General features: G+C 68.9%; 19 protein-coding genes and 1 pseudogene. 2 read left to right on the top strand and 18 right to left on the bottom strand.

The window, feature by feature from the left end; genetic code table 11:
• Nucleotides 1-26: 26 nt before the first annotated feature.
• From ACFZB3_RS47500 to ACFZB3_RS47415, 18 genes and pseudogenes are all read right to left on the bottom strand, one after another.
• Nucleotides 27-308: a hypothetical protein gene (locus tag ACFZB3_RS47500; RefSeq protein WP_391389765.1), complete on the bottom strand. Its 282-nt coding sequence runs from the start codon at nt 306-308 to the stop codon at nt 27-29.
• Complete coding sequence (locus tag ACFZB3_RS47495) at nt 305-682, bottom strand: hypothetical protein (protein ID WP_391389768.1); 378 nt, start codon at nt 680-682, stop codon at nt 305-307. Before ACFZB3_RS47495 ends, ACFZB3_RS47500 begins: the two co-directional genes overlap by 4 nt.
• Nucleotides 679-1,050: a hypothetical protein gene (locus ACFZB3_RS47490; RefSeq protein ID WP_391389604.1), complete on the bottom strand. Its 372-nt coding sequence runs from the start codon at nt 1,048-1,050 to the stop codon at nt 679-681. The genes ACFZB3_RS47495 and ACFZB3_RS47490 overlap by 4 nt, the downstream gene beginning before the upstream one ends.
• A gap of 36 nt (nt 1,051-1,086) precedes the next feature.
• Nucleotides 1,087-1,275 (bottom strand): hypothetical protein, encoded by a 189-nt coding sequence (locus ACFZB3_RS47485; RefSeq protein WP_391389602.1) that lies wholly within the window; start codon nt 1,273-1,275, stop codon nt 1,087-1,089.
• 143 nt (nt 1,276-1,418) lie between these two features.
• Entirely contained in the window at nt 1,419-1,913 is a 495-nt protein-coding gene (gene ssb, locus ACFZB3_RS47480) for a single-stranded DNA-binding protein (RefSeq protein WP_391389600.1), read from the bottom strand.
• Nucleotides 1,910-2,752, bottom strand: coding sequence for a WhiB family transcriptional regulator (locus tag ACFZB3_RS47475; protein WP_391389763.1), 843 nt, complete (start codon nt 2,750-2,752; stop codon nt 1,910-1,912). The genes ssb and ACFZB3_RS47475 overlap by 4 nt, the downstream gene beginning before the upstream one ends.
• Before the next feature lie 251 nt (nt 2,753-3,003).
• A pseudogene (locus ACFZB3_RS47470) lies at nt 3,004-3,252 on the bottom strand (WhiB family transcriptional regulator); the annotation flags it as partial.
• Nucleotides 3,249-3,851, bottom strand: coding sequence for a hypothetical protein (locus tag ACFZB3_RS47465; RefSeq protein WP_391389598.1), 603 nt, complete (start codon nt 3,849-3,851; stop codon nt 3,249-3,251). The gene ACFZB3_RS47465 and the pseudogene ACFZB3_RS47470, both read right to left, overlap by 4 nt.
• A 2-nt stretch (nt 3,852-3,853) precedes the next feature.
• Entirely contained in the window at nt 3,854-4,933 is a 1,080-nt protein-coding gene (locus ACFZB3_RS47460; RefSeq protein ID WP_391389596.1) for a DUF5131 family protein, read from the bottom strand.
• Nucleotides 4,933-5,142: a hypothetical protein gene (locus ACFZB3_RS47455; RefSeq protein ID WP_391389595.1), complete on the bottom strand. Its 210-nt coding sequence runs from the start codon at nt 5,140-5,142 to the stop codon at nt 4,933-4,935. Before ACFZB3_RS47455 ends, ACFZB3_RS47460 begins: the two co-directional genes overlap by 1 nt.
• Nucleotides 5,135-5,731 (bottom strand): hypothetical protein, encoded by a 597-nt coding sequence (locus ACFZB3_RS47450; RefSeq protein ID WP_391389593.1) that lies wholly within the window; start codon nt 5,729-5,731, stop codon nt 5,135-5,137. The genes ACFZB3_RS47455 and ACFZB3_RS47450 overlap by 8 nt, the downstream gene beginning before the upstream one ends.
• Nucleotides 5,728-6,354, bottom strand: a complete 627-nt coding sequence (locus tag ACFZB3_RS47445) for a hypothetical protein (RefSeq protein ID WP_391389591.1) — start codon at nt 6,352-6,354, stop codon at nt 5,728-5,730. Before ACFZB3_RS47445 ends, ACFZB3_RS47450 begins: the two co-directional genes overlap by 4 nt.
• A 71-nt stretch (nt 6,355-6,425) precedes the next feature.
• Nucleotides 6,426-6,689: a hypothetical protein gene (locus tag ACFZB3_RS47440; protein WP_391389589.1), complete on the bottom strand. Its 264-nt coding sequence runs from the start codon at nt 6,687-6,689 to the stop codon at nt 6,426-6,428.
• 14 nt (nt 6,690-6,703) lie between these two features.
• Nucleotides 6,704-7,135 (bottom strand): hypothetical protein, encoded by a 432-nt coding sequence (locus ACFZB3_RS47435; RefSeq protein WP_391389587.1) that lies wholly within the window; start codon nt 7,133-7,135, stop codon nt 6,704-6,706.
• A gap of 75 nt (nt 7,136-7,210) precedes the next feature.
• Nucleotides 7,211-7,558 (bottom strand): hypothetical protein, encoded by a 348-nt coding sequence (locus ACFZB3_RS47430; RefSeq protein WP_391389586.1) that lies wholly within the window; start codon nt 7,556-7,558, stop codon nt 7,211-7,213.
• A 185-nt stretch (nt 7,559-7,743) separates the two neighbouring features.
• Entirely contained in the window at nt 7,744-8,004 is a 261-nt protein-coding gene (locus ACFZB3_RS47425; RefSeq protein ID WP_391389584.1) for a hypothetical protein, read from the bottom strand.
• Between the two features lie 139 nt (nt 8,005-8,143).
• Nucleotides 8,144-8,716 carry a hypothetical protein gene (locus ACFZB3_RS47420; protein WP_391389582.1) on the bottom strand — a complete coding sequence of 191 codons (573 nt, stop codon included), beginning with the start codon at nt 8,714-8,716 and terminating at the stop codon, nt 8,144-8,146.
• A gap of 223 nt (nt 8,717-8,939) precedes the next feature.
• Nucleotides 8,940-9,215, bottom strand: a complete 276-nt coding sequence (locus tag ACFZB3_RS47415) for a hypothetical protein (protein WP_391389580.1) — start codon at nt 9,213-9,215, stop codon at nt 8,940-8,942.
• A 923-nt stretch (nt 9,216-10,138) separates the two neighbouring features.
• Between ACFZB3_RS47415 and ACFZB3_RS47410 the strand changes: the two genes are divergently transcribed.
• Nucleotides 10,139-11,296, top strand: a complete 1,158-nt coding sequence (locus tag ACFZB3_RS47410) for an AAA family ATPase (protein ID WP_391389578.1) — start codon at nt 10,139-10,141, stop codon at nt 11,294-11,296.
• Nucleotides 11,293-12,225: a hypothetical protein gene (locus ACFZB3_RS47405; protein ID WP_391389577.1), complete on the top strand. Its 933-nt coding sequence runs from the start codon at nt 11,293-11,295 to the stop codon at nt 12,223-12,225. The genes ACFZB3_RS47410 and ACFZB3_RS47405 overlap by 4 nt, the downstream gene beginning before the upstream one ends.
• Nucleotides 12,226-12,316: the final 91 nt, after the last annotated feature.

The following is a 12,316-nucleotide window of genomic DNA, read 5'->3' as shown; positions in this document are numbered from 1 at the left end:
CTCAGTGCCGGGAGGGAGTGGGTTGGTCAGGCGGCTTGCTTGCGTGCTGCAGCTCGTTGTCGACGGCGGAGGTTCGCAACGGCGGACTCGCCCTTGCCGACGGTTCCTCGCGTGGCTCCGGCACGCCGGTCGCAGCCCCAGTGCGCCGACGGAATCTCGCCCTCGTGCCACAGCTCCCTGAACGCGCCACGCGCCCGGCCGAGCAGCGACCTGAACGTCTGGTCGGCGATCCCGAGGACGCGCGCCGCCTCCGGGTAGTCGCCTGCTGCCGCGAGCGCGGCGAACGCCTCCCGCTGCCGTGGCGTCAGGGCAGCGAGGATCTGGTCCAGGGCCGCGCGCTCGACGATGGCCGCCTCGGGGCTCGGGACAGCCGTCCGGCCCAGTCCCAGTACATGGCGTACTTCTGACCGTTGTTGCTGCTGTCGCGGCGTGCACCACGGTGGCGCATCGTGTCGCGGACGTCGTCGTGGAGGGCTTGGCGGCCAGCCTCCAGTAGATCCCTGCGGGCGGGTTGTTCGTCGACGGTGCAGAGGTGTTCGACGATGCCGTGCCAGGCGGCTGCGTGGAGGTCGTCTCGGTCGCCGGCGGGCCACCAGGTGCGGTTGTTCATGACGACGGAACGGGCCAGGGCGTCGAGGTCGCGCAACGTGTAGCCGTGGGCGACGACGGGTGATGCAGTCATGCGTCGCTCCCGGTGAGGTGTGGGCGCAGGGCGGCGCGGACGTCGTCGAGGGAGCCGTAGGCGCGGGGTGTGGTGCTGTCGGGGTAGGTGTGGGAGCGGGCGGTGGCGATCGCGGCGGCGACGTCGATTTCGTCCTTGGGGACGATCAGGATGTTCCGGAGGCCGAGCATCGTGGCGAGGGGCTGCGGGTGGGGGACGTTGTGGCCATCGCTGGGGTAGCGGTCGTCGCGAACTGCCTTGGCGCGGCCGTCTCGGGTGACGGAGCAGACGGTCATGACGGTGTACTCGGTGGTTTCCGTGCGGCCGGTGCTGCTGTGGTCGATCCGGGTGCGTTCGATGACGGCGAGGTCGCCGCGGCGGGTGGTCACGGTGGCAGGGGCCTTTCGTCGGTGCGGGAAGGTGGTTCAGGCGGCCGGGTCGGCACGGATCTGGTAGGCGTCGGGGTGGTAGCCGAAGTCGGCCCACTGGGCGGCGTGGTCGGCGGCCAGGTTCTTCAGGTCGGTGCGGGCCTGCGCCTCGGTGTCGGGTGCCGTGGTGCGCAGGGCGCCGGGAACGGAGTAGCCGTCGGGGTCGACGAGACGCAGCGTGGGCATGAGAGGTCCCCTGGGAGATGGGTGGGGTGGGACTGAATACCCGCATCGTACCGCTTCACGCATGGTCGGACAATGCATCACAGGGTGCGGGAATGAGAAAGGGGCCCGGCCCGAAGGCCAGACCCCTCACCCCAACACCCGCATCAAAACGGCGGATCCTCGCCACCACCCCACCCGCCGGCCTGCCCCTGCGCCGCCGGCGACGCACCCCACGGATCATCCATACCCTCACGCGACGACGCCTGCCGCGCCTCCTGATACGCCTGCCGGCCACCACCCGAACCAGCCTTCGTTACCTGCGCGGTGGCGTACCGCAGTGACGGACCGATCGCATCCAGCAGCAACGACGGACCCGACCGCTTCTCCCCCTCCCTGGTCGTCCACTGATCCGTCTTCAGCCGACCCGCCACCACCACCTCCATCCCCTTCTCTAGGGACTCGGCGATTCTCTCCGCGTGCTGGTCGAAGGCCTTCCCGTCGATGTAGAAGGTGTCGCCGTCGACCCAGTTCCCCGAGTCGTCCTTGCGGCGGGCGTTGAACGCCAGACGTACGCGCACGACGGCTTTGCCGGCTCCGGAGAAACGCAGCTCCGGCGTGTCGATGAGTCGTGCGGTCCCGTTCAGTGTCGGCAGGCTCATGCCGCTTCTCCCATCTCGTTCTGGTTCAGGGTCCTTGTGGTCATCTGCCGGTACGCAAGGCGAACCGACTCCCGATTGATACCGATCTCCGCAGCGATCTTCCGAAGGGGAACGCCCTCGCCCTGCATCCGGAGGATCTTCCGGCCGGCCGCCGCAACAACTTCGTCCACCCGTAGACCGACGCCCGACTCCACGTGCACGCGCATCTCCTCGGCCTGCAATCGAGCCATCCCATCCTGGCCATCCTGCGACAACCGAAGTACCGCCTCGTCACGATGCCTCAGGATCTTCAGGCAGGCACTCACCACGCTCTGCGTCGACTCCAGCACCGTCGCTATCTCGGACTGGGACAGTCCCCGCCGCTCCAGGGACCGCAAGCACTCCTTCGACGTAACAAGGAGCTCCTCGATCGCAGACAGCCTCTTGCTCCGCACGACACCCTTCGCTGCGGGCACCAGCATCATGTACGCGTAGTACACCGCAGACCGCGTAGCACCGAGCTCCTCAGCCACCCGGGCCACGCTCATCTGCCAGTCCACCAGACACGTCAGCACGTACTGACCGTGCTGCACAGCCAACTGCCGCGGGGTCGGCTTACCGGCCCGCCGCTTCAGCCCGCCCTGCACTGAGACACGCTCTTCCGGCGTCAGGCCCCCACAGATCGCGTCCCGGTCCTGATGCTGAATCGCATCCCTCAGGCACGCCTCCCTGACCGGACAACCCGAGCAGATCTGCTTGGCCATCGCGATCTGCTCGTCCGTGGTGTCTTCGTCGGGGAAGAACAGATCCGGGTCAGCAGTCGCGCAGGCAGCGTCGGCGCTCCACCTGACAGCGGCCATGGTGCTCACACCGCCACCCCTTCAGCCTCAGCAGCCAGGCGGGCGAGGACCTTCTTGATGGTCTGCGGGTTCGTCTTCAACACCCGCGCGATCCGCCCCACCCGAACACCCTGCCGGGCCAGGTCCTCCACATCACCCCGACGCGTCGCGAGGATCCCCTCCACCGCGTTCGGGTAGTCCGGCCAGTACTGCGACTCCTTCACCACTCGGCTCCCGGACACCCTGAGGCGGTCCGGGTCGATGGTGCCGGCCCGCTTGAGGATGCGGCGCTCCATCTCGGTCGTTCCGCCCCACACGCCGTGCTGCTGCCTGGTGTCGAGCGCCCAGGCAAGGCACTGCTCGCGGGCCGGGCACCAGCCGCAGATCTTCTTTGCCTGCTCGGTCTGGGCGGTGGTGTCGGGGAAGAACAGGTGGGCGGTGTCCCGGGTGCAGAGGGCGGTGGCGTGCCAATCAGCGTTGGGCGCGTCCGGTGTTATGGGGCGGCGGGTGGCGGCGGTCATGCGGTGGCTCCGGGAAGGGTCGGCCAGGTCGCCTTGTCGAGGGCGGCCCGGTGGGTCTTGGGCATGTCGGTGATCGGGTGTCCGAGCCAGTCGCGGCCAGCGGCCATCAACGTGACGGCGTCGGCGGCGTTGTCGTTGCCTTCGGTGGCCCAGTCGGGGAAGCGGCGGGCGACGGCGTCGACGACGGCTCCCTTGGGGGCGGTGCCCTTGCCGGTGGCGTAGAGGGCGCGGGCGTTGGGGGTGAGGAGGCCGACGGGGATGTAGCTGCTCATGAGGTAGTGGTAGGTCTCCCACCAGAACCAGCCGCGTTCGTGGGCGCCGCCACCGCTGCGGGAGGGTGCGGGGAGTTCCATGACGGCGAGGTCGGGGCAGCCGATGGCTTTGCGGACCTGGGCGTGGAGGTCGCGCATGGCGGTGAGGCGTTCGGCGTGTGGGAGTTGGGTGATGCCGGGGTCTTTGGCGCGTGCGCGTTTGTAGCCGATGACTTCGCACCAGCCGTTGCTGGAGGCGATGCCCGTTCCGGTCAACGAGGGGTCGATGCCGATGACGACGGGGCGGCCCAGGCCGGAGCCAGTGGGCGGGGTCTCGGGGGCGGTCATGGTCACTGCGCCACCGCCGGGAAGGCGTCGTGGGTGCGGCCGTCGAGTTCGCGGCCGGCGGACTTCTTGCCGAGGCGGTACATGCCGGTGAGGTGGGCGCGGTCGTGGCCGCCGCGGATGGCTTCGACGTAGCGGGGGCCGTCGGGGTAGGAGAGGTCGCCGGGCTGGTAGACAGTCCCGTCGTTCGCAACGGTGATGCCGTGGCCGCGGGGGGTGTTGAGGAGGCGTCCCTGGTCGTCCAGGGGAGCGTCGACGCCCCAGGTACCCCACTGCTTGAACAGGAACGGGATGGATGCGGCGGCGCACTGGTTGCGGAGGGTTCGGGCCCAGTCGGGGTGCATGGGGCGCGCCTTGGGGCCGCTCTCGCCGCCCGCGATCACCCAGGAGATAGACGGCTCGTCTCGCCGGTAGGGGTCGGAGCCGATCCAGTGGTCGGCCAGTGTGACGGGTCCGACAAGGGGTTCGCAGGAGAGGAACCGAACCGCTGCCGGGGTGTTGAGGAGAGCGGGTATACGGAGGTCGGCCCACTGCTGGTTCTCCACGGACACGCCCAACCACACGTTGGGGAGAGGCCAGCCCGCCTTGGGGAGCGGCCACGAACGGCGGGTCAGCTTCGGGTCGGCGAACGGCGGGAAGTGCAGCAGCTCGTAGTCGACCTGCTTCTCGAACTCCGGGTTGCCGACCAGGGATCGCATGCGAGCGTGGCGCTTCGTGAGGACCTGGTAGGAGTGCTGCGGAGTGAGCGCCATGACGGCGAATACCTTGGCGATGAACTCGTCGGGGACGTTCTTGTGGAAGAGGTCGGAGAGGGAGTTCACGAAGACCTTGCGGCCGGTCTTCCAGCGCAGGGGTTCGGTCAACCGGTGGTTGAGGAGGTTGACCTGGCCGCTCCAGTCGACACCGTGGTCGGTGTGCTGGGTGGTGCCGGCGAAGGCGGTGGCGATGGACGGGTGCGGGTTGGATTCGCGGATGCGGGCGGTGCTGATCGCATAGCAGGAGTCGCATCCGGGGCTGACGCGGTCGCAGCCGATGATGGGTGACCATGTCTTGTCGGCCCATTCGATGCTGGTGTCGGTGGCCACTACTTCTCCGGGGTGGGTAGGTGGAGGTCTTGGGCGAGGCCCTGACGGACGTCCAGGGGGATGGTCTGGTTGTTGATGAAGCGGGCGATGGTTTGCATCCGACCGCGGAGTTGCTGGAGTTCGGTCTCCGCCAGTGCGAGGAGGTCCGGGCGACGGCCGCGGAGCTGGCCGGCAAGCGCGTCGATGTAGCCGGGTGTGTGCTCAGTCATCGGCGTGCTCGTATCCGCGGACGGGGTGGCCGACCATCTGGAGGGCCCGCGTGAGTTGGTCGACGTGGACGTCTTCGCCGTCCTTGACCTGGTCGACCCAGTGCTCGATGACGTGCATGACGGCGCCGAGGTTCTCCTCGGCGCGCAGCCGGAACTCGTGCGGGGTGGGCTTGTAACGGCGCTGGAGGGTCAAGGTGTAGGCGTCGGCCGGGTTGCTGCCATCCTGGAGATCCATCGACAGCCTGGGGGCGGTCTCGAACGGGATCTCGGCGTAGTTCTCGGCTCCGGAATCGTCGAGAACGGCGCGCATGGATGCGACGTACAGCTCCAGGAACCAGTGGGCTTCAGCGAGTTCAATGGTGACGACACCGTCCTTGACAGTCATTGCCTTGAACATGGTGCCGTCGGCGAGGATCTCCGCAGCGAGGTCGCCGAGGCCGTCCATGGCGTGGTCGGCGGCCTTGGTGAAGTCGGGGCGGCGGCCGGTGCGGCGCCATTCGGTCCAGGAGGCGGCGAGGGCGTTCTGGATGGCGGTGTGGGCTTGCTTCCAGCGGCGGTCGCGTTGCTCCTGGGTGAGTTCGGTGGTCACGGCTGGGGGTGCTCCTTGGCCTGGTCGGTGGCGCGGGCGGCGAGGCCGGCGGCGATGTCGTCGCGGGACATGGGCTGGGTTTCGGCGGTGGCGGATCGGGCGCGGGTGAGGGCGTCGCCGAGGGCGCGCACGGCCGGCTTCGGGGAGGTCTCGGTGTCCGGGGTGGGGATGGTGCAGCCGTCGCACTGGGCGGTGAGGAGCCGGGCGCGGTGGAGTTCCTGCGCGGTGTGGATGGTGTAGAGGTGGATCGCGCCGTGGGGGCAGGCGATGGCGGCCCGGAAGGTGGGGGTTTGGTCGGTGGTGGCGTGGGCCGGGGTGTGGGTGAGGACGGTGTCGTCGGCGAGGTGGGCGACGGGTCCGTGCCAGGCGGAGACGGGGACGCGGAGGGCGGCTTTGGCTGCGGCGAGGGCGGCGCGTATGGCGGCTTGTTCGGTGACGCCCATGGGGCCGACGAACACCTTGCGGCGTACGAGCACGGGCGGGCGGACGTTGACGACGGTGTCCGTGTTGACCGGCGGGGTGTTGGGCAGGGCCTTCTTCGCGGCGGGCTTGCGGGCCGGGGTCGTCTTCTTCGCTGCTGTGGCCGTCTTCTTGGCGGTGGTCTTGCGGGTTCTGGTGGCCATCTCAGGCCTCCGTCCTGGCTTGGGCTGGGTGGTGCTCCGTGGTGGGTGGGGGAAGGGGGTGTTCTGAGGGTTCAGGGGGTGATGCGGTCGGTCCAGACAAGTTCGGTCTCGGCCTCGGATACGGCGTCCAGTTCGAGGCGGAGTTCGATGACGCGGTCCATGTAGCCGACGGCGTAGGCGAGGTTGGGGTGGTGGTCGGCGTGCATGCCGGCGCGGATGACGAGTTCGTCGACGGTGAGGGTCTTGGTGTCGTCGTAGGCGTCGGCGCGGCCGGCGGAGTGTGCGGGGTCGTTGGCGAAGCCGTCGGTGAGGACGTCGAACGTCATGAGGCTCATGGGGGTGGGTCCTTTCAGGCGGCGCGGTGGGTGGGGGTCTGGGTGGCGAGGGTGTTGGCGGCGCGGAGGATGCGGCCGATGACCTCGCTGGTGGTGGGTGGCGTCTTCTCGCCGATGGGGGCGGTGGCGGCCCAGTTGGAGACGTGCTCGATGTAGTTCGGGACGTACATGCCGGGGGCGATCTGGTCCTCGCAGACGCTGGAGTCGAGGACGTCGCTGATCGCGCGAATCGCGGCCATGGCGAGCGCGGAGGATTCGATCAACGTGATGGACGTCAACTCGTCGGTGGAGAACTCGGGCGGGCAGATCCCCTCAGCAGCCATGTAGACCGCGGCGCAGACGTCCAGGGCGTCGGACTCTGCGGCGGCGAACTGGTCGCCGGTGTGCAGCCCGAGCATGCTGATCAGGTAGGCGGCGCGTTCCAGGGTGTTGGCCGTGGTCTGCATTGGGTTCTCCCAGGGGTTGGGCACCCGGGCCGTACAGAGGCGGTGTCGTGTACGGCCCGGGAGGCTGGTGGCGGGTCAGTCGGCGATGGGCCGGGGGTGGTCGTGGCCGCAGGTGGGGCACTGCAGGCCGGACAGGTTGTAGCCGGGGTCGCTGACCGCGGTGACGACTGCGCCGGGGGCGTGGGAGTCGAAGATGGTGGCGCAGCCGCATCCGCCGGCGTCCGTGTAGCAGGAGCAGCGGGCGATGTCCCGGGAGGCGGGCACCGGGAGGGTGGCGGTGAGGGCGGCTTCGGTCATCGCGTCGTGGTAGGCGTCGCCGGTTCGCGCGTGGTCCGCCTGTTCCATCAGGTCGTCGAAGCGGTCCTGTTGGGCGGGGGTGAGGGCCGTGTAGTCGGCGTTGGTGCGTGCGCGGGCATGCGTCATCACGGCCACGGTGGCTCCAGGGAGGGCAGAACGGGGTCAACAAGTCCTGGTGGGGGGCTTGTTGCCTTACCAACACCACAACCGTACCTCGCCCTGCATTGAGACGCAATGCATCGGACGGTTTGGGTGTGGGAAAGGCCCCGTACCCCGAGGGCTACCGGGTACGGGGCCTGTTCACCTTCCGGTCACCGGCGAGGGGCCGGATGCCGGTTGGCGTGCGCGACCAGGAGGTCGCTGTAGGAGACGACCAAGCACCGCCCGCGGGGTTCCTGCCGCAGATGGTCCTGCTGCGCCCACCGCTGCAGTTTGCGGACGACGGCCTTGACGGGCCTGCCCGCGAACTCGGGTTCCCCGGTCTCCATGAACAGCAGCGCGCACTCCGTGAACGTCACGGGGTCCTGGATACGCGCGGGGTGGGTGTCGGGGGCGAGGACTGCTGTGGCCATACGGGCTCCCATGTCGGCGGCACCATCGTTCGCAGCTCCGGTGGCGCCGAGGCGGGGCGGGCCTGCTGGTGGCGGGCCCTTGTGTGGTGATGTTGTGCTGGTGGTGCGGTGTTGCTGAGTACGACTCGGTTACCCCGGGTCAGGTTGCACACTCCCGCAAGGTTTTTTCGGTGGCTGTGCGTTCGAAGGCGAGCCGGCCGAGGGTCCAGGAGCGGCTGATGCCCTGGTTGGTGCGGGCGCAGTGCAGGTTGAGGCAGACGGCGCGTTGCCGGTCGGTGTTCCAGTGGAGGCCGAGGGTGCCGCAGGAGGGGCAGCGGTGGGGGCGGACGACGGCGGTGTCGCCGGCGGCGATGGCGTGTTCCAGGCGGTGCCGGTATTCGAGGGTGTCGCGGCGGAACCGGACGTCGTCGGGGGCGTGCTCGGTGTGCTCGCGGGCCCAGTCGTAGACGTCCTCGATGCGCTTCGGCAGGCCGGCGTCGGGGTTGGCGTCGCGGGTGCGGGTGATGACCTCGGTGACGGAGGCTTGGATGTGGTCTGCGACGCGGACGTTGTAGGGGATGCCGGTCTCGGTGAAGGTGTGGTGGTTACCGGACAGCGTGTAGGAGTGGCCTTCGGGGCCGGTGACGGGATGCTGCCGGAAGTAGTGGTGGAGTTCGGCGAGGCGCACGCCGGCGCTGTCGGTTTCGGTGTCGCCGGTGTCCGTGTGTGCCATGTGTCCCCGTCCCCTCGCGGCGGCCACCCGGGGCGCGGGGCATCCGTACACGTCGTGCAGGGGCGCGCGCCGGAGGCCGGAAGTTGTCACTCCGGGTGATTCCGGACGCCCAATGATGGCACGGGTGTGGCCGTTGTTGAACGCTTTGTAAGAAAGGATCTACGGGGTGTGCTGAATCGGTACGGCACACCCCTCACTCAAACCGCATGATCGGCTGGCATATTCAGACAAGCCGGGGGGCCTGCCTCATCCCGTCCAGGACCTGGAGGAGTTCGGCGAGCTGGGGTTCGGTGATGAGGCCCTGCGCCGAGGAACCCTCAAGGGCACGCTGCCAGACGTCCAGGGTTTTCAGGTAGACCGCGGCGGTGTCCTCGTCGGTCAGGGTGTGGCGCGGCATCATCGCATTGAAGGCGGTCTCGACATCGTTGGCGAACAGCTCGAGCGGCGTCCGGTCCCGGCCGGGTCCGGGCCGTGGGGTGGGGTCGGGTGGTGTCGTCATGCTGGTCCACCGTCCCTGGGCTGCCTGTGCTGCGCTCCCCCGCCGGGAGTGCTTGGTGATATCGATTACGGCCCCGAGGGCCCCGGTGTTCATGTAGGGCTGTACGGGGTTGGCCGGCTCTGCTGCGGACATGCAGGGCTCCGCTCCTCCGGCAGTGGGAAGGGTGGGTCTCGTACGGCCACCTGTCGGCGTGGTGGCCCCCGTCCCGGGGTGTGGCTGCCAGTCCACGGTCCCCGGACCCCTCACTGTGACACCGTTTGATGTGAGTGGGGATGTGCGGGTCGACTTTTAACTCCGCCGTGACCGGATCCCTTACCCAGGTGGCTGGTTCTGCTACTCGCGGTAAGGGTGTGGTGGGAAGTAGGGCCTGACCCGTTGACGGCCCGGCCGGCAGGCGCCGGAGGCGGTGTGGAGTGGGCTGAAACCGGTACGGGTGGCGGGTGGGCGTGCCCGTCAGGTTGACGGCAGTCTAGTCCTCGGCTGCGTCACCGGGGAGGGGTCTTCCCCAAGGTGATGCATGAGGCGGCCGGGCTGGGCAAGGATGCCGGGTGGTGGCTGGCCGCCGTGGGGCCGGGCGGGTGCCTGGCGGGCTGCGATCCACACAGAGCTCCACGCCCGGCCCGGGCGGCCGGCCACCCAACCGTGGGGGGCTGGCGTGTCCAGTCCAGTACCCGTTCTCGCTGGTAGGAACGTTCTTCACGACAAACTCACACGATCAGGCGACACGAAACCCGGGCAACCCCACGCGTTATCGACTTTTAGTCAACAAGATTCGGTGGCACATGCTGGGACATCCGACGCTCCGACCGCGCTTGCGTGTCGCACGCCAACAGGGGCCGCCCACCCTCTAGTTACCGGCCGGTCAGAAACTCCAGGGCCCGCGAACCGCCAACCACCACCGGCAGCCTGGTAATTTGCTCGCCATGACCACTCCAGGCGCCGATGAGGCGCGCGAAAAGTTGCTCGTCAATCTGACGCCTGAACTGCGCAGAGACCTCCGGATCCGGGCCGCCGAGCACGGACTGAACATGCAGGACGCCGCCTCCAACGCCGTCTCCCTGTGGCTGGAGACCGACACAGGAGACTCGGTGTTCGAGACGATCGACACCAAGGGCGCGAAGTCGTGGGGCGTCTTCCTCCCTCCAGGCCTGCCCGGACGATTCACGCAGGACTGCGAAGCCCGCGGTATCACCAAGGTGCAGGGCATGGCACAAGCCATCGTCCACTGGCTTTGCCTCCATCCGTCCCCCAGCCAGCGTCTCGTGTCGCAGCCAGTGAAGCGGATCCTGGTCGGCAATCAGAAGGGCGGCGTCGGCAAGACGTTCGTCGCCGCCGGCCTGGCCCAGGCGATGGCCGAGGCCGGACTGCGCGTCCTCCTGGTCGACTACGACCCGCAGGGCCACCTCACCAGCCGACTCCAGATCCCCGGCCTCCCCCAGGGCGCGGACAGCCTCCTCAAGCACATGCTCGGCGAGGCCGAGAAACACCTCGCCCGGTCGCTGGTGGCGCTGCCGCAGGAGCGGTTCGGTGGCCGGCTGCACATCCTGCCCGCGTCCAAGGACGCGTTCCTCATGGACGCCAGGCTGGCCCTGCTCCAGGTCGGCCGGGACACGTGCCTGGCCCGGGCGCTGGCGCCACTCGAGGACGGCTACGACGTCGTCATCCTGGACGGACCGCCGAACCTGGGGCTGGCCATAGACCTTGCCATCAACTACGTCCAGCGCCGCCCGGGCGAGCTGATCGACCACTCGGGGATCCTGATCCCGGTGTGGTCGGACCGGTCGTCGTTCGACGCGTACGAGATGCTCAATGAGCAGATCGGCACGCACTGCCGGATGACCGGCGCGGTCGTCGACCAGTTGGGGTTCGTCGTCAACGCCTACGACTCCCGCAAGGGCGTCGGCACCCGCGGCTTCTACGAGGGCTGGAACCAGCTCACCACCCCTGGGGTGCTGGCGACCCTGAAGGACGCGGTGGAGGGCCGGGAGTCGTCCGATTACCAGATCCCCCTGCTCGAGCATGCTCCTGACTCCGGTCAGGCTGAGGTGATGCGGGGCCTGGCGAAGGAGCTGGCGGCGTGAGCAGCAGCAGGCGGAAGGAACCGCCCGTCATCCCGGTCGTTGGGCAGGGCGGGGACACCTCGCGTGAGGAGCAACTCCGGGAGTGGGAGGAGGCGGAGCGGCAGCGGCGCCAACAGCAGTTTCCGGTACCGGTCCAGCCCGTGCAGCCGACGGCCCAGCCCGAGAAATCCATCCCGGTGGTACCCGCGCCCGCGGTGCCCGCCGCGGGCGAACCGGCGGCGGCGGTATCTGAGCCCGCCGTTCCGGCGCGGCCGGCAGCCACCGGGTATCTGCCGATGCCGGAGTTCACCGAACCGGACAGCAGCGACCCTGCGGAGCGGCTGGACTTCTACTCCCGCGGCATCCTGGCCGTGCAGTACGCGGCCCGCGCCAACCACGAACGCGCCGAGCAGCAGCGCCTCATCGGGCTCGGGCTCCGCCTGAAGGCCATGAAGGAGGAGGAGCTCCACAAGGTCGCCGGCTACGACACGTTCGGCGATCTGACATGGGACCGGTTCCAAATCAAGAAGCACCAGGCGAACAACGTCATCCGCGTGACCCCGGTGGCCCAGGCACTCGAGGACCTGACGACGCAGGAGCTGAGGGAACGCCCGCTGCGGGTGCTGGTGCCGATACTCGACACCCATGGTGCGGACGCTGTCCGGGAGACGTGGATGGAAGCGTCCCGGCACGGCAACGTCACTGACACGGCGCTGAAGCAAGCCGCCACGTTCCTCGGGTACGCGCCGCCGAAGGAAATCCCTGCCGTCCTGGAGCAGTCCGGGACGGGCACGAAGCGGGATACGGGCGGGGGAAGCGAGCCGCTGCGCGCGGTGGAGCGGATCCGCGCCCTGGCCGAGTCGGATCCGGGGCGGGCCCGGCGCGAGGCCGAGGAGTTGGAGAGCGCTGTGCGGGAGCTGCTGGAGGAGCTGTCCGGGAACCTGGGGTAGCCGCGACCGCGGTGCCGGAGCCTCAAGGTGGTGACCATTTGGTCACCACCTTGTCGTCTATCTGACCCAAAGGTGGTGACCGTGGTCACCA

The organism is Streptomyces sp. NPDC008092, assembly GCF_042957285.1.
Lineage (GTDB): Bacteria > Actinomycetota > Actinomycetes > Streptomycetales > Streptomycetaceae > Streptomyces.
The sequence above is the reverse complement of the archived record's forward strand: the minus strand, read 5'-3'. Positions and strand labels throughout refer to the sequence as shown.